This window comes from Kitasatospora sp. NPDC032150 (genome assembly GCF_055579945.1).
In genome coordinates, this window is the sequence record NZ_JBVIMH010000002.1 from 254,425 (window position 1) to 276,758 (window position 22,334).

The 22,334-nt window shown below is 72.6% G+C and carries 16 protein-coding genes; 6 read left to right on the forward strand and 10 right to left on the reverse strand.

What is annotated here, in order from left to right; translation table 11 throughout:
* Nucleotides 1–29 precede the first annotated feature (29 nt).
* On the forward strand, nucleotides 30–2,456 hold the full coding sequence (locus ACZ5ON_RS03480; RefSeq protein WP_465584750.1) for a collagenase: 2,427 nt from the start codon (nucleotides 30–32) through the stop codon (nucleotides 2,454–2,456).
* A 474-nt stretch (nucleotides 2,457–2,930) separates the two neighbouring features.
* On the opposite strand, the gene ACZ5ON_RS03485 is transcribed toward ACZ5ON_RS03480, so the two are convergent.
* Both ACZ5ON_RS03485 and ACZ5ON_RS03490 read right to left on the reverse strand, forming a co-directional pair.
* Entirely contained in the window at nucleotides 2,931–4,961 is a 2,031-nt protein-coding gene (locus ACZ5ON_RS03485; RefSeq protein WP_465584757.1) for a helix-turn-helix domain-containing protein, read from the reverse strand.
* Nucleotides 4,962–5,148: 187 nt separating this feature from the next.
* The gene (locus ACZ5ON_RS03490) at nucleotides 5,149–6,645 is read right to left on the reverse strand and encodes an FAD-dependent monooxygenase (RefSeq protein WP_465584761.1); all 1,497 of its coding nucleotides are present in this window, start codon (nucleotides 6,643–6,645) and stop codon (nucleotides 5,149–5,151) included.
* A 104-nt stretch (nucleotides 6,646–6,749) separates the two neighbouring features.
* On the opposite strand from ACZ5ON_RS03490, the gene ACZ5ON_RS03495 reads away from it, so the two are divergent.
* Nucleotides 6,750–7,400 (forward strand): TetR/AcrR family transcriptional regulator, encoded by a 651-nt coding sequence (locus ACZ5ON_RS03495; RefSeq protein ID WP_465584766.1) that lies wholly within the window; start codon nucleotides 6,750–6,752, stop codon nucleotides 7,398–7,400.
* A 21-nt stretch (nucleotides 7,401–7,421) separates the two neighbouring features.
* Here the strand turns inward: ACZ5ON_RS03495 and ACZ5ON_RS03500 are convergent, their stop codons facing one another.
* Nucleotides 7,422–8,369, reverse strand: a complete 948-nt coding sequence (locus tag ACZ5ON_RS03500) for a phosphotransferase family protein (RefSeq protein ID WP_465584771.1) — start codon at nucleotides 8,367–8,369, stop codon at nucleotides 7,422–7,424.
* A gap of 180 nt (nucleotides 8,370–8,549) precedes the next feature.
* Between ACZ5ON_RS03500 and ACZ5ON_RS03505 the strand changes: the two genes are divergently transcribed.
* Nucleotides 8,550–9,749 carry an aminotransferase class V-fold PLP-dependent enzyme gene (locus ACZ5ON_RS03505; protein WP_465584776.1) on the forward strand — a complete coding sequence of 400 codons (1,200 nt, stop codon included), beginning with the start codon at nucleotides 8,550–8,552 and terminating at the stop codon, nucleotides 9,747–9,749.
* Nucleotides 9,750–9,884: 135 nt separating this feature from the next.
* Here ACZ5ON_RS03505 and ACZ5ON_RS03510 read toward each other — a convergent pair whose 3' ends face one another.
* A complete protein-coding gene (locus ACZ5ON_RS03510; RefSeq protein WP_465584779.1) occupies nucleotides 9,885–10,214 on the reverse strand; it encodes an ArsR/SmtB family transcription factor in 330 nt (109 codons plus the stop codon).
* Between the two features lie 29 nt (nucleotides 10,215–10,243).
* Nucleotides 10,244–10,618 (reverse strand): hypothetical protein, encoded by a 375-nt coding sequence (locus ACZ5ON_RS03515; RefSeq protein ID WP_465584783.1) that lies wholly within the window; start codon nucleotides 10,616–10,618, stop codon nucleotides 10,244–10,246.
* 460 nt (nucleotides 10,619–11,078) lie between these two features.
* Between ACZ5ON_RS03515 and ACZ5ON_RS03520 the strand changes: the two genes are divergently transcribed.
* The gene (locus tag ACZ5ON_RS03520; protein WP_465584790.1) at nucleotides 11,079–13,946 is read left to right on the forward strand and encodes a DEAD/DEAH box helicase; all 2,868 of its coding nucleotides are present in this window, start codon (nucleotides 11,079–11,081) and stop codon (nucleotides 13,944–13,946) included.
* 114 nt (nucleotides 13,947–14,060) lie between these two features.
* Here the strand turns inward: ACZ5ON_RS03520 and ACZ5ON_RS03525 are convergent, their stop codons facing one another.
* The 4 genes from ACZ5ON_RS03525 to ACZ5ON_RS03540 form a co-directional block, all read right to left on the reverse strand.
* Nucleotides 14,061–15,095, reverse strand: a complete 1,035-nt coding sequence (locus ACZ5ON_RS03525) for a sphingomyelin phosphodiesterase (protein WP_465584799.1) — start codon at nucleotides 15,093–15,095, stop codon at nucleotides 14,061–14,063.
* A 249-nt stretch (nucleotides 15,096–15,344) separates the two neighbouring features.
* The gene (locus ACZ5ON_RS03530; RefSeq protein ID WP_465585329.1) at nucleotides 15,345–16,247 is read right to left on the reverse strand and encodes a 5'-3' exonuclease; all 903 of its coding nucleotides are present in this window, start codon (nucleotides 16,245–16,247) and stop codon (nucleotides 15,345–15,347) included.
* A gap of 248 nt (nucleotides 16,248–16,495) precedes the next feature.
* On the reverse strand, nucleotides 16,496–17,512 hold the full coding sequence (locus ACZ5ON_RS03535) for a cation diffusion facilitator family transporter (RefSeq protein WP_465584804.1): 1,017 nt from the start codon (nucleotides 17,510–17,512) through the stop codon (nucleotides 16,496–16,498).
* A gap of 169 nt (nucleotides 17,513–17,681) precedes the next feature.
* Entirely contained in the window at nucleotides 17,682–18,419 is a 738-nt protein-coding gene (locus tag ACZ5ON_RS03540) for a gamma-glutamyl-gamma-aminobutyrate hydrolase family protein (protein ID WP_465584811.1), read from the reverse strand.
* A gap of 188 nt (nucleotides 18,420–18,607) precedes the next feature.
* Here ACZ5ON_RS03540 and ACZ5ON_RS03545 point away from each other — a divergent pair, with 188 nt between their 5' ends.
* Nucleotides 18,608–19,714, forward strand: coding sequence for a DUF2510 domain-containing protein (locus ACZ5ON_RS03545; RefSeq protein ID WP_465584814.1), 1,107 nt, complete (start codon nucleotides 18,608–18,610; stop codon nucleotides 19,712–19,714).
* A 372-nt stretch (nucleotides 19,715–20,086) separates the two neighbouring features.
* Here the strand turns inward: ACZ5ON_RS03545 and ACZ5ON_RS03550 are convergent, their stop codons facing one another.
* The gene (locus ACZ5ON_RS03550) at nucleotides 20,087–21,310 is read right to left on the reverse strand and encodes an amino acid deaminase/aldolase (RefSeq protein WP_465584817.1); all 1,224 of its coding nucleotides are present in this window, start codon (nucleotides 21,308–21,310) and stop codon (nucleotides 20,087–20,089) included.
* 144 nt (nucleotides 21,311–21,454) lie between these two features.
* Between ACZ5ON_RS03550 and ACZ5ON_RS03555 the strand changes: the two genes are divergently transcribed.
* A complete protein-coding gene (locus tag ACZ5ON_RS03555; RefSeq protein WP_465584820.1) occupies nucleotides 21,455–22,201 on the forward strand; it encodes an SseB family protein in 747 nt (248 codons plus the stop codon).
* The last annotated feature ends 133 nt before the right edge of the window (nucleotides 22,202–22,334 follow it).

Sequence of the window (22,334 nt, forward strand, 5' to 3'; positions counted from 1 at the left end):
CCACTACCTCCACTCCCACAGGAGCACAGGTGTCAACTACGCACACCACGCGTCGGGTTCTGCTCGCGGCGGCCATCGCGGCGTCCCTGACGCTGCCGGCCGTCCAGACCGCGCAGGCCCTCACCCCGGCGCCGACCGCCTCCACCACACACACGGCCGCCTCCGCCGCACGCACGGCCGCCTCCGCCGCACACACCGCGGCCACCGCGCCGAGGACCGCGCCGACGCCCGACCCCACCGCTTACGACGACGTGGACCACCTCGGCACCGCCGTCGCCAGGACCGGCACCGCCGCCCCCGCGCCCGGCGGTGGTTCGCTCGGAACCGCGCGGATCCCCGGCGCGCTCCCCGCCCGGGTCGGCCGACCGGCCCCCACCGCGGCCGATCTGACTCCCGCCCCGCACCGGACGGTTGCCCGTACGGCGGCCGGAGTGCCCTGCACCGTGGACGGCCTGACCGGCCTCGACCCGACGCAGCTGGTGGGCTTCCTCACCGACCCGGCGGTCACCGCCGACGGCTGCCTGAACGGCATCCTGTGGACCTGGGACGCCCGCTTCGCCAGCACCATGGACCAGGCGCACGTCCAGGCCGTCGCCAACCGCATCGCGCAGAGCGCCGGTTCGGACGACGGCACCGGCTCGGCCCACCTGTACGAGTTGTGGACCTTCCTGCACGCCGTGGTCTACCACGACTTCACCCATCCCGAGCTCGGCACCACCGACCCCGCCACCCTCGCCGCCATGCAGCGCGCCATCGACGCCCACACCGCAGGCCCGCACGCCTGGGACACCGCCGACGCGGCCGGCTACACCATGCGCGAACTCGGCATCGTCGCGGGCAGCAGCGGGATGCGCCAGAACAACCTCGGGCTGGTCAAGCGGATCCTCGGCAGGTTCGGCCCCGCTACCGCGCTGGCCGACAACGCCGCCTGGGGCGGTGCCGCGCTCTCCGCGCTGAACGTCAACTACCTCGGCATCTACAACCAGGACGCGGCCTTCACGGCCGCCGTCGCCGCCGACGCCGACTACCGCGCGGCCTTCCGCTCCTTCGCCAGCGCCGGCCACCTCAAGGGCACCGCCAACGCCTGGCTGGCCCGCGACGCCGTCGCCGAGTACGGCCGGTTCGGCCAGATAGCCTCGCTCAAGGCCGCGGTGACCGCCGACATCGGCCCGCTGCTCGACCTCACCAAGTCCGCCTTCGGGGAGTTCTCCGACCCCTGGGTCAAGGTGGTCGGCTGGGCCAACACCTACGGCGTGTGCGCCCAGTTCGGCGTCTGCACCGACCAGATCGAGGCCCGGATCTTCCCGTACACCTACAAGTACGACAACGGCGCGATCGAGGTGCACACCGCACTCGACAAGGCCACCGTCGACCAGATGTACTACGCCAGCAAGCAGGTGAAGACCCAGTTCTTCCGGGTGCTGGGCACCGACCAGCCGCTCGCCGGCGACGTCAACTCCACACTGCACATCCACCTGTACGCCTCGCGCGCCGACTACGAGGTCTACCACCCGCTGCTCACCGGGATGAGCACCAACAACGGCGGCATCTACATCGAGAACGGCGCCACCTTCTACACCTACCAGCGCCGGGTGCCGCAGGACTCCACCCTCACCCTGGAGGAGCTGTTCCGGCACGAGTACACCCACTACCTCAACGGCCGGTGGGCGGTGCCCGGTTACTTCGGCGACGACCGCTGGTACCACGACGACATGACCACCGCGATGGACGAGGGGACGGCCGAGTTCTTCGACGGCTCCACCCGGGACCAGGGCATCCTGGTGCGCAAGTCGCTGGTCGCCAAGCTCGCGCAGGACGAGGCGGCCGGCATCCCCCGGATGACGGTCAAGGAGCTCATCCACGCCAAGTACGGCGACACGCCGGCGTTCCACTTCTACAACTACGCCGGGACGTTCTTCGAGTTCCTGTGGCAGAAGCACCCCTCGCTGATCCGTGAGATGTACGGCTACCAGCGGGCCGACGACCCGGCCGGCTTCGAGGGCTGGCGGGACAAGGTCTCCGACGACGCCGCGCTGAACGCCGAGTACAGCGCCTTCCTGGACGAGCAGGTCAAGAAACTCGACGACCTGTACGTCCCCAGTACCAGTTACGTCGCCGACAACTCGCTGACCTTCGCGTACGCATCCTCGGTGCAGTCCGCCTTCGCGGCCGCGACCGGTGCCACGCCGGTCTGCAAGAACAACGGCGACTGGAACAACAAGCCGATGCGCTACATCTGCACCGGCAGGATCACCGCCAACCTGTCCGACTCCGCCGACGGCGACGCGGTGTTCAAGGACATGTCGGACACGGTCGACTACTTCCTGCTCAAGCGGACCAAGGGCAGCGTCAACAACTTCGACGACATGAACTGCTACTTCGGCAAGGTCGACCTCTGGCCGAACGGCAAGGCCGGTACCGCCGACTACACCTGTGAGGGCCCGCTGCGCCGTTGACCGAGCCCCGGTCGGGCGCGGCGGCCAGCCGCTCGGCATGCCGCGCCCGACCGGTTCGCAGCCGGCCGCGGGCTGGGCAGATCACCCTACCGATCGGGCACGACCGAGGTGGGCGTTGGTTCCTGCGGGCCGGTGCGCCCGGATGTCGGGAGTGCCGGGCTCCGGAGTCGGACACGTCGTGACCGGCTGAAGACGCCGGGGTGCCCCGTCGCTCACCAGGGCCGCCGCGGTGTGGACAGCGGACGGTGCCTGGTGAGCACCCTTGCCACCGGGCGGGGTCGGCGACCGAGGTCGCAGCAGCAGCGGGTCCGCCGCCCGGTGAGTGTGGGACCGGCCGTCCCCCGTGTCGGCCGATGCGTTGACTCTAGGACGGCTGCCCGTCCGGCGGTACCGCACCGGTGCACGGTTGACCGGGCCGCAACCGTCATCGGTGCACGGTCCGTTCCCCTGACCTGCGGTGACTCGGTGTCGCTGTCAGACCGGACTTGACGCCGGCCCGGTGGCCGGCTCGGTGAGGTCCAGTTCGCCCTGGACGGCGAAGGCGAGCGCCGTCTCGTACAACCCGCCGCCGCCCGCCAGCAGTTGGCGCTGGAGCAGCCGTTCGGCGCTGCGCAGGTGCTCCCGTACGGTCTGCGGGTGCAGCTCCAGCAGCCGGGCGGTCCGCTCGACGCCGGTGTCGACGGTCAGCCAGGTGAGCAGGGTGCCGCGAAGGTCGCGGGTGTCCTCAGTGAGGCGGCGCAGCAGGGCCTGGGCCCAGGCCCGGGCGCCCGCGCCGGCGAGGACGTCCGCCAGGGGTACCGGCCGCTCCGGATCCGGGCGGTGCGAGGAGCCGCGGAGCCGGTCCGGGCCGGCTGCCGAGCAGGCTTGCAGGGCCAGGTGCAGCACCGCCCGTCCGCGCAGCCCTGCGAGGTCCAGGCCGAGCAGGCCGGCCGCACGGTCGAGGCGGGCGCGGACGGTGTTCCGACTGACCCCGAGGATCTTGGCGGCGCTGGTGGCCGGGAACTCCAGGCCGAGGTGCAGCGTGCCGAGCATCTGGTCCTGGCTCACGTACGGCAGCGTGTGCAGCGGATGCAGCAGTCCGCCCGCCCAGCGGGCCGCGACCGCGGGGTCGAGGACCTGGGTGAGTCGGCTCTCCGCCGCGTACAGCGCCGAACGGCTCGGCTGCAGCCGAGCCACCGCCAGGGCGCGGGCGGCGTCGCCGTACGAGCCGGCGGTCTGGGCGAGCGGGAGCACCGCGCTGCCGCCCAGGTAGCGCCCGGGGTGCCGGGCGACGAGCGCGCGGAGCGCCGCACCGGCCTCGTCCCACCCGTCCGCGGGCTCCGGGCCGGGTGGACTCTTGAGTGGGGCGACGATGATCAGGTGCTGGTCGTAGGCCGGGCAGCGGACCACCAGTGCCCGGCCGCCGGTCGCCGCCACGCACTCCCGTGCCAGCCGGTCACGCTCGGCGGCTGGCCCTTCCAGGACGTACACCCGGGCGGTCTCCGCGTCCAGCAGGCCCGGGGAGAGGCCCTCGGCCGTCCGCTGGGCCAGCGTCACCTCACCGCCCATCAGCAGCTGGAACACCGCGACCCGCAGGGCCGCCGCCACCTCGTCGAGCCGTTCGCCGTCCGTCCTGGCCGCGCCGAGCTGCAGGATCGGTGCCAGCAGCGCGGCAGTGTGAGCGATCAGCGCCTGGCCGCGGGCGTCGAAGGGGGACGTCCGGCCGACCGCCAGCACCGAGAACGGGCGGCCGGGGCCGATCGCGGTGACCCGTACCCGCAGTTCGCCGTCGTCGATCGCGGCAGAGCCGAGCCGCCCCTCCGCCACCTCCCCGGCCAACTGCCGGGCGGCGTCCAGTACGCGGAACGCCGTGGCGGGGGCACCGAGCCGACCGAGGCCGGCGGGGCCGCCGGTCAGGGTGACCGCGCCGCCCACCGCCTGGGCCAGCCAGCCGACCAGCCGCTGCGCGCGCCGCTCCGGGGAGCCGTGTTCCCTTGCCAGGGCGAGGAGTTGCTCCAGCTCGGCGAGCCGCTCCCGGGCCTCGCGCAGCCGCTCATCACCGATCACCTGCGCGATCCGTACCCAGCACACCTCGGGGGCGACCGTCAGCAGGGCCACGCCGTGCCGTGCGGCCGCCTCGGCCAGGGCGGCCGGCGCCGCCCCGGGCTGCTCGGCGGGGACGGCCAGCGCCGCCACCCGGGCGGCCGCGAACCGTCCGACGACCCGGGCCGCCCGCCGACCGTCCTCGGCCCAGCCGCCGGGCGCGGGGTCGACCCGCACCAGCCGGTCCGCGAGCTCCGCGGAGTTGGCGAAGTCCATGACGTCCATGACGTCCGGGACGTCCGGGACGTCCGGGACGTCCGCGGAGTCCGGGATCTCCCGTGAGCCGCTCCCGAGCGGGTGGTGGCCGCCGCCCGGCGCGAGCGCCACGCCGACCACCTCCCGCCCCGCTCCGCGCTCGGCGGCACCCGCCGCGAACTCCAGCGACAGCTCCGCCATCGTGGTCAACGAACCGACCGTGGGCACTTGTCCCTCCCTGCTCACCGCAACTGTCCGCGAGATCTGTCCGCCCGCTGCTACCCGAACGACCCGGCCTCACGGTGACCTGTGCAGATGGTACGAAGGAGCACGGACGGTGGCGCCAGCTGACGGTCGGCCACCCACGGCTCGCCGGTCGCTCACGGCCGGCCGCCCACTCGCGGCTTCGCCGGCGTCAGAGTCCGCGCAGCCGGCTCAGATAGCCGCGGACCGCCTCCTCGCCGTCCGACCCGGCCGTCAGCGCGATGTGGTTGTCCGGACGGACCAGGACCAGCGCCGGGCCCGCGATCCCGTACGCACGGCGGGCGTGCCCGTCCTTGTCGTACAGCGGGTCCTCGCCCGCGTCGACGGTGAAGCCCCGCACCGGACCGTCGAGTCGCGGAGCCGGACAGCCGAACGCGAGAAGGGTGAAGTGGCTGCCCGCGAACAGCTCGAAGAGCTGGACGGTGCGGCCCTCGCCGTCCGTGAGCGGGGCGTCCGGCGCGCGGTCGCCGGCCTGGAGGACACCGTGGAGGCCGTCCGTCGCCAGGCTGCTCCAGCGGTAGCCGACGCTGAGGCCGGTGGTGTCGTGGGAGCGGATCACCTCGAGGCCGACGCCGGGCGTGCGGGAGCGCTCGGCGACGGTGGTCATCGCGGCCGTGGTGATGTCCAGGGTGCGGGCGGCGACCGGCCGGCGCTCCTCCTGGTAGGTGTCGATCAGCCCGGGACCGGCCTGGCCGGTGAGGACGTAGCCCAGCTTCCAGCCGAGGTTCCAGCCGTCCTGGATGCCGGTGTTCATGCCGAGACCGCCCGCGATCGGGTGGACGTGGGCGGCGTCCCCGGCGAGCAGCACCCGTCCGACCCGGTAGCGTTCCGCCAGCCGGACGTTGACCCGCCAGGTGGAGATCCAGCTCGTGCCGACCACCCGCACGTCGGTGCGGCCGGTGTGTTGCTCGATGATGCGCTGGAAGCCCTCCGGCGAGGGTTCCACCGGCCGCCCGTCCGCGTCCCGTTCGGGGTTCGCCTGGAACTGCCAGGTCGTGGTGGACTCGAACGGGTAGAGCAGCAGGGCGCCCTTCGCGCTGAACCACTGGTGCCAGTAGCCCGGTTCGAGCCCCTCCAGCTCGACGTCGCCGACCACCATCGCGGTCTCCCGGTCGCCGGACCCCTCGAAGGCGATGCCGAGCCGCTTGCGGACGGTGCTGCGCCCGCCGTCGCACCCCACCAGGTAGTCGGCGAGGATCTCCTCGCCGCTCGCCAGCCGGGCGGTGACACGCGTCTCGTCCTGCTCGAACCCGGCCAGCTCACAGCCGAGTTCGACCTCGACGCCGTACCCGGCCAGTACCTCCCGCAGCGCTTGCTCCACCCTGGTCTGCGGCAGGAACAGCCCGCGCGGGTAGGGGACGTCGGGGGTTTTGCGGATGCCCTCGTGCGGGTCGGTGTCGGTGATGAACTCCCCGTCGAAGTACTTGCGGAAGACCTCGCGCTCGCGCCCGGCGCCCCGCAGCCGCTCGGTGACGCCGAAGTCGGCCAGCACCTCCAGGCTGCGCGGATTGAGCCCCTTGCCGCGCGAGCCGGTCTGGAACCCGGGCGACCTCTCGATGATCCTGACGCCCACCCCCTGCCTGGCCAGACTGCACGCCAGCGTGAGGCCGGTCGGCCCGGCCCCCACGATCAGCACGGTCGATGACATGACTGCTGCTCCCTCCCTGGAACGTCGGTGCGGTGCGGTCATCAAATCGCAACCTGGTAAGAAGTGCAACCGAGTAACAAAAGTATCCGGGTTATGATTGCCGTATGAGCGAATCCGGAGGTCTGCGGACCCTCAAGAAGGAACGCACCCGCAACGCGATCGCCGACGCCGCGATCAGGCTCTTCCTGGCCAACGGGTTCGATCAGGTCTCGGTGGCCGAGATCGCGGCGGCGGCCGAGGTCTCCAAGCCGACCCTGTTCCGGTACTTCGCCAGCAAGGAGGAGCTGGTCCTGCACCAGATCGCGGACCACCAGGGCGAGTTCGGCCGAGTGGTCCGCTCCCGGGCGGCGGGTGAGACTCCGCTGGCGGCCCTGCGACGGCACTACCTGGCGCGGCTGGCCGAGCGCGATCCGATCACCGGCCTGTGCACCGCCCCCGAGGCGCTGGCCTTTCGCCGCCTGGTCTACGAGACGCCCAGCCTCTCCTCGCACCTGCTGGACTACATGGCCGCCGACTCCGACGCGCTGGCCCAGGCCCTGGCCGAAGCGGTCACCGGGGCCGGAGGTGCGGCGTCCGAGCTGACCGCCCGGCTGGTGGCGGCCCAGTGCCTCGGCATGCACCAGACCCTGGCGTTCACCAACTGGTCCCGCCTCGCCGCCGGTACGCCGCTGCCCGAGGCCGCCGACCAGGCGGTCGCCGACGCCGACACGGCATTCACCCTGCTGGGTTCGGGTGCGGCGGCGTACGGTTACTGATCCCTGCCGGGCCGTGCCCGGTCAGCGGTACAGCTCGAGCACAACGGCGAGGTAGTCCTCCAGGCGGCCCTGCAGCACCTCGGGGGTCAGGTCGGTGCGGCCGAGCTCGCGCCACGCAGCGGCCACCTTCTCCGCGTCCGGCGCGAAGGCCAGCGCGTCCAGCAGTCGCCAGTACCGCTGGTGCGGGCCCAGCCGCCCGCCCGCGGCCAGGTACTCCCGCTCCAGCTGCAGCGCGGCATCGACGCCGTGCAGCAGGGCGAGCGCGGCGGAGCAGTGGGCGAGGTCCAACTCGGCCGGGCCCCAGGAGGTTTCGACCCAGTCCACCACCCCGCCGATCCGCGGTGCGCCGCCGGTGCCGGCGTCGGTGAAGAGCACGTTCCCCGGGTGGAAGTCCCGGTGCAGGAAGCAGCCCCGGAACGGGGGAGCCGGCTGCCGGATCGCCTCGACGGCTTGCTGCCACAGCTCGGGCCGCCCGGTCTGCTCGGGTATCCGGACCGAGCCGGGGGCGGTCCAGGCCTGGTACGCGCGCGGCCGGTCCGCCCCGGCGGCCGGAGTGCGGTGGATCCGCGCCAACTGGTCGGCCAGCAAAGGGATCCGCGCACCCGCCGTCTCCTGGTCCAGTCGCACCGAACCCGGCAGCAGCGTCATCAGCAGCGAGGGATGGTCGCAGTGCTCTCCGCCGGGATCCACCGCCACCAGCCGCGCCGCCGGAACCGGCCGCCCGACGAGGCCGTCGAGCAGCCGGAGCACCCCGGCCTCCCGGCGCAGCAGCCCGTCCGCATGCCTGAGGTAGAACGGTCGGACGAACGAGCGCAGCACCAACCGCCTTTCGCCGTCCGGGCCCTGGACGTGCAGTCGGCGCATGGTCGAGGTCCAGCCGCCGGCCATCCGCTCGGCCCGCACGATCTCCTCACCCGGGGTCAGGTGCCGCCGCACCCAGGCGCGGGTCCGCTGCCAGTCTTCGGTCATCTGCGACTCTCCGGTACGGGAGGGCTGTTGGTGCTCCGTCTCCAGGACGGTACAGGGTGGCGCCCGCGGCCCGGCCTGGTCGGGGCGGCGGCGGGATCGGCGGGGACGGTGGGATCGGCACCGCACCCGGGTATGAGTACCGGGCTCGACCCGTGGAGACCGAGTACGCGAGGAGCACACGTGAATGACACATCGCCAGGTACCGGCGAGGCCTTGACCGGGTTACCGCCGCACTCCGTTCCGGGGGGCAAGGACCTGTTCAGTCTGGACCCCGCCGTCGCGCACCTCAACCACGGTTCGTACGGGGCCGTGCCGTTGCCCGTCCAGCGGGCGCAGGCGCTGCTGCGGGCCGAACTGGAGCGGGACCCGGACGGCTTCTTCGCCGACCTGCCCGAGCGGATCGGCCGTGCCCGCGTCCGGGTCGCCGCCGCGCTGGGCGGCCACCCGGACCGGCTGGCGCTGCTCACCAACGTGACCGAGGGCATCGCCGTGGTCCTCGACTCGATCCCGTTCGCCGAGGGGGACGAGATCCTGGTCACCGACCACGGCTACGGCGCGGTGGTCCGGGCGGTGGAACGCCGTGCCGCCGAGACCGGGGCCAAGGTGTGCACGGCCGCGATCCCGCTCGACACCGCGGATGAGGAGGGCGTGGCCGAACGGGTGCTGGCGGCGGTCGGCGAGCGCACCAAGGCCGCCGTACTCGACCTGGTCACCTCGCCCACCGCGCGCCAGGTCGCCACCCCGGGCCTGCTCGCCGCACTGGCCGAACGCGGCGTGGTCACCGTGGTCGACGCCGCGCACGCCCCCGGGCACCTGCCGGTGGACCTCGGCGGCGCGGCGGGCGGGGCGGACTTCTGGGTGGGCAACCTGCACAAGTGGGCCTTCGCCCCGCGCGCCACCGCGGTACTCGCGGTGGGCGGCCGGTGGCTGAGGCGAGTGCGCCCGCTGATGCTCTCCTGGGAGCACGACCGGGGCTTCCCCGGCCATGTCGAGTGGCGCGGCACCTGCGACTACACCCCCTGGCTGGCCGCACCCGCCGGGTTCGACCTGCTGGAACGGCTCGGCGCCGACCGGGTGCGCGCCCACAACGAGGCCCTCGCCACCTACGGCGGGCGGCTGCTGGCGCAGCGGGCCGGGCTGTGCGAACTGCCCGCCATGCCGGGCCTGGCCATGCGCGCGGTACGGCTGCCGGCCGGCCGAGCCGAGACCGAGCAGGACGTCCGGGCGCTGCGGGAGGAGATCCGGCGGCGGCTGGACACCCGGGTGGCGGTGACCCGCTGGCCGGGCGGCGGCGTGCTGCGGATCAGCGCCCAGGTGTACAACTCCGCCGGGGAGTACCTGCGGTTGGCGGAGGGGATCGGTGAACTGCTGCGCACCTGACGGCCGTTGCCGCCGGAGTGCCGGTGCCCGGGCTCGCGCCCGCCGCGGGCGGCGCCGGCCCCGTCCGGCCGTCCGGGCCCGTCGCCCGACGGACCCCAACGGCTGGACGGAGCCGGGGTCTATTGCCGGGCGGTCTCAGTCCGCCGCCCGGAGTTCGGCGAGCAGGGTGCCCTGGTCGGCGATCAGCTCGGTGAGGATCCGCCGGGCGGCCCGCAGCAGCTCGGCGACGTCCGCCCCGGCCAGGACGTAGACCACGGTGGAGCCCTCCCGGGTGGCCGTCACCAGTCCGTAGCGGCGCAGCTGGGCGAGTTGCTGGGAGAGGTTGGACGGTTCGATGTCCAGCGCTGCCAGCAGGTCGCGGACCGGGGTCGGACCGCTCTGGAGCAGTTCCAGCACCCGGATCCGGACCGGGTGGCCGAGCATCCGGAAGAACTCGGCCTTGGCTTGGTGCAGCGGTACCGGCACGCGGCGCTCCCTTCGGGTCGTGGGACCGGTCAGATCTCCAGGCCGGTCTCGATGCGCCGCAGCTGGTGCCGGGCCATCGCCAGGTTGGCCCGGCCCCGGTTGAGTGCGAGGTAGAGGAACAGGCCCTGGCTGCTCCTCGTGGTGAGCGGCCTGATCAGGTGGTACTGACTGGAGAGGGTGATGAGGATGTCCTCGATCTCGTTGTCGAGCAGCCCGAGCATCTCCATCGTGCGCATCTTGGCGCGGACCAGGTCGGTGTTGCCTGCGGCGGCGACGTTGATGTCGAGCTCGCTGTTGTCACCGAGCGTGCCGAGGGCCATGCCGCTGCTGTAGTCCACCAGCGCCACCCCGATCGCGCCGTCGATGCTCATCGCTTCCTTGAGCGCGGTCTCCAGGTTTGACATCGCGGTTCCTCCTGTTGCGGACGAGCCCGTTCCCCATCTGCCGGGCTCGGTGGTCCGACTGTAGGTAGCAGTCCGACGAAGCACGGCAGATGATCGAAACCGATCAAATCTGATCGAAGATCCTTGGGATCGTTGCGATGAATTGACCGATTGAAGACATCTGCAACTTCGAACCTGATTGATCGATGACTCTGCGAAGTGTCACGGTCGCGACAGGTAGCCCTGCGCTCCGCCGGGATCCCGCACCGGAAAACAGTGCTATCGATGTCACTTCCGGCGGGTAATCTCAGGCTGAGATGCTCGACCACCACATCACCCACACCCGCTGCGCCCCACCGTCGACCCGGTCCGGTCCGGCCCCGCAGCCGCAGGCGTCGCCGTCTGCACCCCTGTCCCGCCCGTACGGGCCCCGCCGGCCCCACGGGACGACGCAGTCCCACGGGAAGAAGAGGTGACGCCGATGAACAGCGCCATGCCCCCATGCCCGGAGACCCAGTCCTCCGAGACCGAGCAGCTCAGCCCCGCCGAGGCGTTCGCGGCCTCCCGCCGCCGCGCCAAGGAGCAGGCCACCGCCCTCCACGGGTTCAGGCAGCTGTACGACTTCCCGCTCGACCCCTTCCAGATCGAGGCCTGCCAGGCCCTGGAGGAGGGCACCGGGGTACTGGTCGCCGCCCCCACCGGCTCCGGCAAGACCATCGTCGGCGAGTTCGCCGTCCACCTGGCCCTCCAGGCCGGGCGCAAGTGCTTCTACACCACGCCGATCAAGGCCCTGTCGAACCAGAAGTTCACCGACCTGGTCAAGCGCTACGGCGCCGCCAAGGTCGGCCTGCTCACCGGGGACAACACCGTCAACGGCGACGCACCGATCGTGGTGATGACCACCGAGGTGCTGCGCAACATGCTCTACGCGGGCTCGCAGACCCTCGACGGCCTCGGCTACGTGGTCATGGACGAGGTCCACTACCTCGCCGACCGCTTCCGCGGCGCCGTCTGGGAAGAGGTGATCATCCACCTCCCCGAGTCCGTCACCCTGGTCTCCCTCTCGGCGACCGTCTCCAACGCCGAGGAGTTCGGCGACTGGCTGGACACCGTACGCGGCGGCACCAAGGTCATCGTCTCCGAGCACCGGCCGGTGCCGCTCTGGCAGCACGTGATGGCCGGCAACCGGATGTACGACCTGTTCGCCAGCCCCGACCGCGACGGCCGCCCCAAGGAGCACCTGCGCAACCCCGGCAAGGCCGTCAACCCCGAACTCGTCCGCCTCGCCCGCTCCGAACTGGAACGCAGCCCCCGCGACCGGTTCAGCAGGGGCCGCGGCCGCTCCATGCCGAACGGCCGCCCCGGCCGGGTCTGGACCCCGGGCCGGGTGGACGTCATCGACCGCCTGGACGCCGAGGGCCTGCTGCCCGCGATCACCTTCATCTTCAGCCGGGCCGGCTGCGAGGCCGCCGTCAGCCAGTGCCTCGCCTCCGGGCTGCGGCTCAACCGCGACAGCGAGCGGGCCCAGGTCCGCGAGATCGTCGAGGAGCGCTGCGCCGACATCCCCGACGAGGACCTGCACGTCCTCGGCTACTTCGAGTGGCTGGACGGCCTGGAGCGCGGCATCGCCGCCCACCACGCCGGCATGCTGCCGAGGTTCAAGGAGGTCGTCGAGGAGCTCTTCGTCAAGGGCCTGGTCAAGGCGGTCTTCGCCACCGAGACGCTGGCGCTGGGCATCAACATGCCCGCCCGCTCGGTGGTCATGGAGAAGCTGGTCAAGTGGAACGGCGAGACCCACGCCGACATCACCCCCGGCGAGTACACCCAGCTCACCGGCCGGGCCGGCCGCCGCGGCATCGACGTCGAGGGCCACGCGGTGGTGCTCTGGCAGCGCGGCCTCGACCCGGAGGCGCTCGCGGGCCTCGCGGGCACCCGCACCTACCCGCTGAAGTCCTCCTTCCGCCCCTCCTACAACATGGCCGTCAACCTGGTCGGCCAGTTCGGGCGGCACCGCTCGCGGGAACTCCTGGAGACCTCCTTCGCCCAGTTCCAGGCGGACCGCTCGGTGGTCGGCATCGCCCGCCAGGTCCAGCGCAACGAGGAGGGCCTGGACGGCTACCGCGAGGCGATGACCTGCCACCTCGGCGACTTCGAGGAGTACATGGGGCTGCGCCGCGCCCTCAAGGACCGGGAGAACGAACTCGCCCGCGAGGGCACCAGCCAGCGCCGCGCCGCCGCCATCGAGGCGATCGAGCAGCTCAGGCCGGGCGACGTCATCCACGTGCCCACCGGCAAGTTCGCCGGGCTCGCCCTGGTCATCGACCCCGGCCTGCCCCCGGTCAGCCGCTCGGCCCGGGTCAGCCGGCACCCCGACTACCAGGACGGCCCCCGGCCGGTGGTGCTCACCGCCGAACGCCAGGTGAAGCGGCTCGCCATGATCGACTTCCCGTACCCGGTGACCCCCGTCGAGCGGATGCGGATCCCCAAGTCGTTCAACCCGCGCAGCCCGCAGTCCCGCCGCGACCTCGCCTCCGCGCTGCGCACCAAGGCCGGCCACCTGGAGCCCGAGCGCCACCGCAGGGGCCGCGCCGCGGCCGCCGACGACCCCGAGATCACCCGCCTGCGGGCGGAGCTGCGCCGGCACCCCTGCCACGGCTGCGACGAGCGCGAGGACCACGCCCGCTGGTCCGAGCGCTACCACCGGCTGCACCGCGACACCGAGGTCCTGGAGCGCAAGATGCGCTCCCGCACCCACACCATCGCCCGCACCTTCGACCGGGTCTGCGGTCTGCTCACCGACCTCGGCTATCTGCACGGCGACACCGTCACCGAGGACGGCAAGCGCCTCGGCCGGCTCTACGGCGAACTCGACCTGCTCGCCTCCGAGTGCATCCGCGAGGGCGTCTGGAAGGACCTCGGCGCCGCCGAACTCGCCGCCTGCGCCTCGGCGTTGGTCTACGAGGCCAGGCAGTCCGACGACGCCATGGCCCCCCGCGTGCCCGAGGGCAGCGCCAAGGAGGCGCTCGGCCGGATGGTCCGCATCTGGGGCCACCTGGACGCGCTGGAGGAGCAGCACCGGATCAACACCACCGAGGGCGTCGGCCAGCGCGAACCCGACCTGGGCTTCGCCTGGGTCGCCTACCGCTGGGCACTCGGCCACGGCCTGGACTCGGTGCTCCGCGACGCCGACATGCCGGCCGGCGACTTCGTCCGCTGGACCAAGCAGCTGATCGACGTGCTCAGCCAGATCCAGGACGCGGCGGGCGAGGACGTCGAGCTGCGGTCCACCGCCCGCAAGGCGGTGGACGGGCTGCGCCGCGGCATCATCGCCTACTCGTCGGTGGGGTAACGGCCGGAGCTGAAAAGCGACTTCAGGGGTGCGGGGAACCGCACCCCTGAAGTCGCTTCCAGCGAGGGCGTTCTCGCTGAGGTCGCTGCGCGGTACCGGCCGCCGGTCGGTTCGTCAGTTCAGCTGGAAGGCGGCCTCGACCGGGTAGTGGTCGCTCGGAGCGTTGGTGTCCAGCTGGCCGGCGCTCCAGCCGGCCTGCGGGTCGAAGTCCACCCGGACGTCCGGCAGGGCGAGCGGGACCGGGCGGCCGGGCGCGTTCAGGTAGCCGAGGTAGTCCAGGTCGTCCCGGTAGTCCTTCGGGAAGGTCTCCACGCCCGCCATGTACTGGCACCAGGCGGAGACCGAGCAGTCCATGGTGTTCCAGGTCCGGCCGGGGTCGGTGGCCGGGGTGCCGAGGACGCCGTTCACCGCGTTCTGGGCGTTCGCGAAGTCCCCGCGCGACTGGCCGTGGTAGTACTCGACGTTGAGGTCCCCGCCGATCAGCACGGGCGCGGAGCTGCCCGCGATGCCGTCCACCCAGGCCCGGATCTCGGCGAGCTGGCCGAGCCGGGTGGACTGCGTGGTGTCGGTGGAGACGTCCGACTCGTCCGCCTGCAGGTGGGTGCCGACCACCCAGCTCTTGGTCCCGCCCTTGTCGATCTGGACCAGCGCCGCGCCCTTGTCGGCGTGGTAGTCCCAGGTGCCGTAGGTGGAGTTGCTGAAGACGTGCGCGTACTGGGCGGTGATCGGGTACTTGGACAGGATCATCGTCCCGCCGTTGATCACGAACCAGGAGCTGGAGCAGTTCCCGCTGATCCCGTTCCAGCCGCCGCCCGAACAGGTCTGGCCGACCACCGGGGTGCGGTACGGGTAGAGGTCGGCCAGCTTGCTGTTGATGTCGGCGGTCGAGGTGTTGTTGAAGTTCTCGTCCAGGATCACCACGTCGGCGTTGTGCTGGCGGATGATCGACTCGATCACCGGAGTCCGCTTGGCCGCCTGCTCGTTCTGCGTGCTGTCGACGATCGCGGTGCCGAGGTCGACGTTCCAGGCGAAGACCGACAGGGTGTTGCCGGTGGCGGCGGCCGCCGACGGGGCGGAGGCGGTGCTGCCGAACAGCGTGGCCGCTGCCGCGACAGAGGTGAGGGCGGCAGCCGAACGACGCGAGATCATGCGTTCTCCTGAGCGTGGGAAAACCCCGGGCCCGCGGCCGTCGAAGCGGCCGGGGCATGACAGGGGGAGACCCTAGCTACCCGCCGGTACGCCTTTCAGTACCTTCGGGGGAACGCCAACGGATCATTCTGTGGCGGAAACGTGTATGACCAACTCCCGTTGTCCCGTGGCGAGGCCGGGCGTTCGCGGGGACGGGGCGGCCCGTCCTGGGCCGCCCCTGCCCTCCCGCGCCACGGCTGCGCGGCCGGCCTACGCGCCGGCGAGCACGTCGAGCAGCCGCTCCAGCGAGCCGCCCAGCCCCCAGCGGGCCGACAGCTCCTCCAGCGTCATCGGGTCCAGCGGCTCGCGCGGCAGCGTGGCGTCCACCGCGGGCAGCGGTACGTCGACCGCCACCCGGACCACCTTCGGCGCGACGTCGAGATAGGCCGAGCCCTCCAGCAGGTTCTTCCGCCGGGCCGGGGTGAGCCGCGAGGCCGGGTCCAGCGCCGCCGCGCGGACGGCGGCCAAGTCGCCGTACTCCCGCAGCAGTTGCGAAGCCGTCTTCTCGCCGACCCCCTTCACCCCCGGCAGCCCGTCGCTCGGGTCCCCCCGCAGCGCGGCGAGATCGGCGTACGAGGCGCCGGTGACGCCGTACTTCTCCAGCAGTACCGCGTCGTCGGTGCGCTGTGCGGAGCCGACCCCCTTCACCGGGTAGAGGACGGTGATCTCCCTTGCGTCGTCCACCAGTTGGAAGAGGTCACGGTCGCCGGTGACGATCTCCACCGGGCCGGTGGCACGGGCGGTGAGGGAGCCGATCACGTCGTCGGCCTCGTAACCGGGGACGCCGATCCTGGCGATGCCGAGGGCGTCGAGCACCTGCTCGATCACCGGTACCTGGGGTGCGAGGGAGTCCGGGATCTCCTCCTCGCCCTCGGTGGACTCCTCGGCCACCCGGTGGGTCTTGTAGGACGGGATGAGGTCCACCCGCCACTGCGGGCGCCAGTCGGCGTCCATGCAGGCGACCAACTGGTCGGGGCGGTGGTCCTGGACCAGGCGGGCGATGAAGTCGAGCAGCCCGCGAACGGCGTTCACGGGCTGCCCGTCCGGGGACTTCACCGACTCCGGTACGCCGAAGTAGGCACGGAAGTAGAGGCTCGCGGTGTCGAGCAGCATCAGTCGCGGTGCGGTCACCCTCCAGATGATGCCGTACCGCCGCGGCTGCAACTCGCCCGCTCGCCTCCGGGCGCTCTGACCCGGTGCCGACCGGTCGTCGCTCCCGCGCTCCCTCCTCCGTCGGTCGCTCCCGCGCTCCTCCCTTGCGGCACCGGCGCGCCCTTCAGCTCGGGGCGGGACTCGCCCGCTCGCCTCCGGGCGCTCCCCGCGGCGGAGCCGCCAATCAGCAGGGTCGGCGGACCGGCCGCTCAGTGCTCGTGCGGACCGCTGCGGTGGACCGGGCCGTGCGAGTCGGCGCAGTGGTCGGCCAGGTCGGCACCGGGGGCCTGGGAGATCTGCAGCAGTTCCTGCGAGGCGTCCTCGCCGACGTGGTCGACCTGCAGGGTGGCGTGGGTGATCCGGTAGTCCTCGCGCAGCCGGCGCTGGAGCTCGCGGCGCACGGCGTGGCAGTCGCCGCCCGGGGTGACCAGGATGTGCGCGGAGAGGGCCGGCTGCCCGGAGGTGATCTCCCAGATGTGCAGGTCGTGGATCTCCTCGACCTGGGGGGAGGCCACCAGTTGGTCGGCGATCGCATCCGGGTCGATGCCGGCGGGCGCGGCCTCCAGGAAGATCCGGCCGGAGTCGCGGACCAGGCCCACTCCCGCCTTCAGCATCAGCGCGACCACGATCAGCGAGGCGATGGCGTCCGCCTGGTGGAAGCCGGTGGTCAGTACCACGGCACCGGAGATCGCGGTGGCGATGAACGCGTAGAGGTCGGTGAGCACGTGCTGGAAGGCGCCCTCGACGTTCAGCGAGGAGCGGTTGGCCTTCGACATGCACCAGGCCGCCGCGATGTTGACCACGATTCCGACCAGGGCGGTGACCAGCACCAGCGAGCCGGTCACCTCCGGTGGCGAGATCAGCCGCCGGATCGCCTCGTACCCGAGCCAGGTCGACAGCAGCAGCAGGGTGATGCCGTTGGCCTGGGCCGAGAGGATCTCGGCGCGCTTGAGCCCGTAGGTGAACCCGCCCCGGGCGGGGCGCGCGGCGAGCCGCATGGCGACCAGGGCCAGCACGATCGATGCCGCGTCGGTCAGCATGTGGGCGGCGTCCGAGATCAGTGCCAGCGACCTGGCGGCGAAGCCGACCACCACCTCGCCCGCCATGAAGACGACGATCAGGGTCAGAGCGCTGACCAGCCAGCGGCGGTCGGCGTCCGCGGCCACCCCGTGCGAGTGGCCGTGGCCGTCATGCGCATGGTCGTGATCGTGGTCGTGCGCGGCCATCGATAGTCCTCTCCCGAGCGCTGGTGCACCACGGGCTGCCGGTCAGCCCGCACACGAAGTGAACCCCAGATCGTAGGAAGATCCAAAGGCTGCACTGGTGACCGTTGTCGTTCCCGTTGGCCTCGCCGTCTGTGCAGGTCAGCGGCTTGATGGGGACCGGTGGCCGAGATCACTCCAGGATCGGCAGCAACCCGGCGGACCGCCCCTGGGCCCGGGCCACCACCGCGGCGCCGACCAGTGCCTGCAGCACCCGCAGGTCCTCGCCCTGCTCGGGGTGCCACTGCACCCCGAGGGTGAACCCGCCGCCCTCGACGGCCTCGACGGTGCCGTCCTCGGCGTACGCGGAGACGGTCAGCCCGGTGCCGAGCCGGTCCACCGCCTGGTGGTGGTAGGTCGGGACGGACACCTCCGTCTCCGGCAGCAGCCCGGCCAGCAGCGTCCCCGGTACCGGCCGGACGGTGTGGCGTCCGTACCCCTTGGGAGAGCCCAGGTGTGCCTCGCCGTGCTCCAGGTGCTGGATCAGCGTGCCGCCGAGGACCACGTTGAGCAGCTGCATGCCCCGGCAGATGCCCAGCAGCGGCAGTCCGGTGGCCAGCGCCGCGCGCAGCAGGGCGAGCTCCCAGGCGTCGCGCTCCGGGGTGACCGCGCGGGTCCTCGGGTGCGGCTCGGCGTCGTAGTAGGCGGGATGGAGATCCGGTCCACCGGAGACCACCAGCGCGTCCAGGTGGGTCAGCGCCTGGGGGGCGCGCTGCGGCGAGTCGGGTGGGAGCAGGAAGGCGATTCCCCCGGCGGCCTGGACCATCGCGGGGTAGCGGGCGGAGAGCAGGACGGCGCGCTGCCGGTCCCAGCTGTCCCAGATCGCCTCGGTGAGGTGGGTGCTGATGCCGATCACGGGTCTGGTCGTCATGTCCGGATTCTCCCGTTCCGGATGCTGACCCGCAGTCAATATGCGGCTGTCCGGGCGTGCCTGGCGGTGGGGTCCGGATTTGCCGTTCGTGGCGATCCGTCGACTTCTCATTGGAATCTCATCGGAAAAGCGCGGAATGGTCGGCCTGCTGATATCGCACTTATCCGGAACCGTTTAGATTCTTCAGGGTGAGCGAGCAGATCCCCGCCGGGTGGTACCCGGACCCGCAGGACACCATCAGTGAGCCCCGCCCCGAGCGGTGGTGGGACGGAAGGGGTTGGACGGCCACCACCCGCCCGGCGCCCGCCACCCAGCCGGGGCCGCGGCCCGAGTTCACGGCGGATCAGCAGGTGCTGGTCGGCGAGGTGCTGTCCGGTGGTCCGACGGTCCGCTATCCCGAGCTGTCGGTGGCCGACGCCGGGACCGGGTACGGACCGGGTGTCCCGCGCACCCGCAGGAAGCCGCCGAAGACGGTGGCGATCGCCGCTACCGTGGCCGCGCTCGCCGGTCTGGCCGTCGGCTCGGGCATCACCTATCTGGCCATGGACCACAAGTCGAACCCGACCGCGGCGGCGTACCCCAACCGGGCCAAGCACGGCAACGGCTTCGGCGGCCCCGGGCTCAACGGTGGGGGTCCCGGGCTCAACGGCGGCGGCTCGAACGGCGGGAGCCCCGGTCTCGGCGGCGGTCTCGGTGGCGGCGGCTCCAACGGCGGCGGTCTCGGTGGCGGCGGCTCCAACGGCGGCGGTCTCGGCGGCGGCCTCGGTGGGGGTTCGACCGGCAAGGTCGCCGTGGACATCGTCAACGGAATCAGCCTCCCGGTCCCGTCCGGCTGGAAGGGCGGCACCACCGACAACGGCTTCGCCGGGCTCAGCATCGGCTCGTACACCTGCGCCGACGGGCAGAACACCTGCACCCTCGGCGGGGTGACGACCGGCCGGCTGGACGGCACCGACCCCAAGGCGGCCGCCGAGCAGGACATCGCCGCCGCCGCCAAGGAGTCGTACGGCACGATCAAGGGGCACCAGGAACTGAAGTCCGAGGCCGTCACGGTGAACGGGAGCAGCGGCTACCTGGTCCGCTGGAAGGTCTCCGCGCAGCAGGGCAACGACGGTTACGTGGAGACCGTGGTCTTCCCCGGCGGCAACGGCAAGTCCCTGGCCTCGGTCCACCTCGGCTTCGACATCGCCGACAAGGCCCCGTCCGTGGACCAGATGGACTCCATCGTCAACGGCATCACCGCCTTCACCGGCGGCCGCGGCAACGGCGGACCGGCCGCCGGAACCAGCGCCTGATCCGAGCCGGCGGTCGGGAGGTCCCGCAGTGACGGGGCCACCCGGCCGCCAGGGGCGCGCTTTCGGATGTTGAGACCGACCGGCAACAGGGCCCGCGGCGTCGCGTGCCGGTAGCTCGCTCTCCCCAGCCCGCCATCGGCCGGGGAACCTACGGGTCGGAAGCTGGGGTGAGGGGCCCTCGGACGCGCATCCCCCATCGCGCGCAGCGCCGCTGTGCTCTCCCCACGGTGCTGGCGCTGCTGGCGCACCACCTCGGCAGGGTCCTGGCCGGACGGCACCGCCACCAAGGGGCCCTCGCCGAACTCGCCGAGGGGCAGGCGGCGTTGGCCGCTCTCCGGAACTGGCGGCCGAGTCACGCGGCGGGGCCGCCGCTCAAAGGAAGGTCTGCCCCTCGCCGCGGTAGGTCGGTACGGTGCGCACCACCCGGTCGCCCTCGACCAGGTGCAACTGGTCGAAGCGTTCGCACAGTTCGCCGGCCTTGGCGTGCCGGAACCAGACCCGGTCGCCGATCAGCAGATCGTCCGCCGCTGGACCCAGCAGCGGGGTCTGCACCTCGCCTGCGCCCTCCTGCGGGTCGTACTCGAGACCCTCGGGCAGGTAGGGGACGGGGGAGCGGTCCGCCCCCGCCGGGCCGGAGGCCGGGTAGCCGCCGCCGAGCACCGTCACCACGCCGACCCCGGGCCGGCGGACCACCGGCTGGGCGAACAGTGCGGCCGGACGACCCTGGAAGGAACGGTAGTTGTCGAAGAGTCGGGGAAGGTACAGCCCGGACCCGGCGGCCACCTCGGTGACCGCCCGTTCGGCTGCCGTGGACTCCACGCTGCCGGTGCCGCCGCCGTTGACGAACTCCAGCTCCGCGACCCGGCGCAGCGCGCGCACCGTCGCGGCCCGGCGCTCGGCCAGCTCGGTCCTGGCCTTCGCCTGCATCAGCTGAACGGCCTTGGAGCGTACCGGCCGACCCGGGATCCGGTCGCCGACGCCCGCGACATGCCCCTCGTACGCCATCAGCCCCACCACCCGGAATCCCGGGCGGCGCTGGACCAGTTCGGCGAAGGCGCCCAGGGCCTCCGGGGTGCGCAGCGGGGAGCGCCGGGCGCCGATCCGGATCCGGCCGCCCAGCAGGTGCAGCGAGGCGTCCAGCTCCAGGCAGACCCGCACCTCCTCGCTGCCCTCGCGGGCGGCCTCCACCAGATCCAGCTGCGCGGGATCGTCGACGACCACGGTCACGGCGGAGGCCAGCTCGGGATCGCTGGTCAGCAGGCCGAAGTTGGCGCGGTCCGCCGAGGGGTACGCGAGCAGGACGTCGGTGAAACCGGAGCGGGCCAGCCAGATCGACTCGGCCAGCGTGTAGCTCATGATCCCGGCGAAGCCCTGCACGGCCAGCACCCGCTCCAGCAGGGCCCGGCAGCGCACGGACTTGCTCGCCACCCGGATCGGCTTCCCGGCCGCGCGGCGCACCAGGTCGGCGGCGTTGGCGTCGAAGGCGGCCAGATCGACGATGGCCAGCGGCGCGTCGAGGTGCGCGGTGGCCCGGTCGTAACGGGCCCGGTCAGAGGCCGTCCCGGCGGTGGGCCCGGCGGCGAGGAGGGTGACCATGCGCGGCAGCGTCCCACACCGCCCCCGCCACTGGGTAGAGGTCGGTCGCGTTCCGGGTGGCCGTTCAAGGCCCGGGCGGTGCCTCCGCTCGGGCGGGGCCGTGGCCGGGCGGGGCCGGCCCATAAGGTGGCATAGGCTCGGTGGGTGGACCGCAAGAACATCCCGAACCCCGGATTCGCCGACGACGACGGCACCGCCGACCCCCGCCTCAGTGCGGCGCTGGCCGCTTGGGCCGAGGACCGGGCCGCCGAACCCGGCCTGCTCGAAGCCCTGACGCCGAGTCGGCTGATGGTCCCGATCGTCGCGCTGCTCGGCGAGGTGGAGACCGATGCCAATGGGCTCAAGCACGAGAAGACCAGCGACATGGCGGTACCGGTGATCGAGGCCGCCGACGGCCGCCGCGCCCTGCCCGCCTTCACGTCGCTGGAGACGATGGCCCGCTGGCGCGCGGACGCCCGCCCGGCTCCGGTCGCCGCCCCGCAGGCCGCGATGGTGGCGTTCTCCGAGCGCGCCGACACCCTCTTGATCGACCCGGCGGGGCCGGTCAGCTACCCGCTCAGCGGTGCCCGGCTGCGGGCCGTCGCGGAGAACCGTCCCTACCTGCCGCCCGCGCGGGACCCGGAGGTCCGGCAGGCGGTCCGGGCACTGCTCGCCGCCGAGCCGGCCGTCCTGCGGGCCGAGCTGCGCGGCTCGGGCCCGTCCTCCGGGACCGACGCGGTGCTGGCGCTCGCCCTCGAACCGGACGCGCCGGTACAGGAACTGGCCCAGCGGCTGGCCGCCGCCCTGGTCGGTGACGCGCTGCTCCGGGTCAGGCTCGACCACGGGCTCGACCTGGCGCTCCTCCCGCCCACCGGCGCCCCCGCCGGGGAGTCGCTGTACGAGCGCGAATGATCGGGCGTGAGCCGCGCGGCATCCCGGGCACGGGCCACTGAGCCGCTTCGCACCTTCGCGCCGGGCGGACCGGGGCAGAAGCCGGCGCAGTCGGCTCATTCGCGCTCTCCGTTGCCGGTCGGCCTCGACGCAG